General features: G+C 44.9%; 1 protein-coding gene. It reads left to right on the forward strand.

Translation table 11 applies throughout. From position 1 onward, the window contains the following. A partial coding sequence (locus R7Z78_RS24600; RefSeq protein WP_169643791.1) for a PrkA family serine protein kinase occupies positions 1–1,142 on the forward strand: 1,142 nt, incomplete at both ends.

A 1,142-nucleotide genomic window follows, 5' to 3' on the forward strand; every position in this document is an offset into this window, starting at 1 on the left:
TTCGCTCAATCATGTCGCCTTGGGCAGCAAAACGCCTTCACGAATTTGGCGGCGACATCACCAAGTTTAAAGTGATGAAAGTTCGTCCATCTATCCTTGACCAAATCGGTATTGCGAAAACCGAACCTGGTGATGAGAACAACCAAGATATTTCATCACTCGTCGGTAAAGTGGATATCCGTAAACTCGAGCACTACTCTCAAGACGACCCAGATGCGTACAGCTACTCTGGCGCGCTGTGTAAAGCAAACCAAGGCTTGATGGAATTCGTCGAGATGTTCAAAGCGCCAATTAAAGTATTGCACCCATTACTAACCGCAACACAAGAAGGCAACTTTAACGGGACGGAAGGCCTTTCTGCGATTCCATTCGACGGCATGATTTTGGCTCACTCTAACGAATCTGAGTGGCAAACCTTCCGCAACAACAAAAACAACGAAGCCTTCCTAGACCGTGTATACATCGTTAAAGTACCGTACTGTTTACGCGTATCGGAAGAAGTTAAAATCTATCAAAAACTGCTTGAAAACAGTGAACTGTCTCAAGCCCCTTGCTCACCAAGCACATTAGAAACATTGGCGCAGTTCAGTATCCTTTCTCGTCTGAAAGAGCCTGAAAACTCGTCTATCTTCTCGAAAATGCGCGTGTACGACGGCGAGACGCTAAAAGACACCGATCCTAAAGCGAAAAGCTACCAAGAATATCGAGATTACGCAGGCGTCGATGAAGGTATGAACGGCCTATCTACACGTTTTGCGTTTAAGATTTTGTCTCGCGTGTTCAACTTTGACCAAACCGAAGTGGCAGCAAACCCAGTTCACTTGTTCTATGTGATTGAACAACAAGTAGAACGCGAACAATTCCCTTCAGAAACCGCAGAAAAATATCTTGAGTTTTTGAAAGGGTACCTCGTTCCTCGTTATGTTGAGTTTATCGGTAAAGAGATTCAAACCGCATACCTAGAATCTTACTCTGAATACGGCCAAAACATCTTCGACCGTTATGTTACCTACGCAGACTTCTGGATTCAGGACCAAGAATACCGCGATCCAGAAACGGGTCAGCTATTTGACCGCGCATCTCTCAATGCGGAACTAGAGAAAATTGAGAAAACCGCTGGTATATCCAACCCGAAAGATTTC

It is taken from the genome of Vibrio sp. 1167 (assembly GCF_033340375.1).
GTDB lineage: Bacteria > Pseudomonadota > Gammaproteobacteria > Enterobacterales > Vibrionaceae > Vibrio > Vibrio alginolyticus.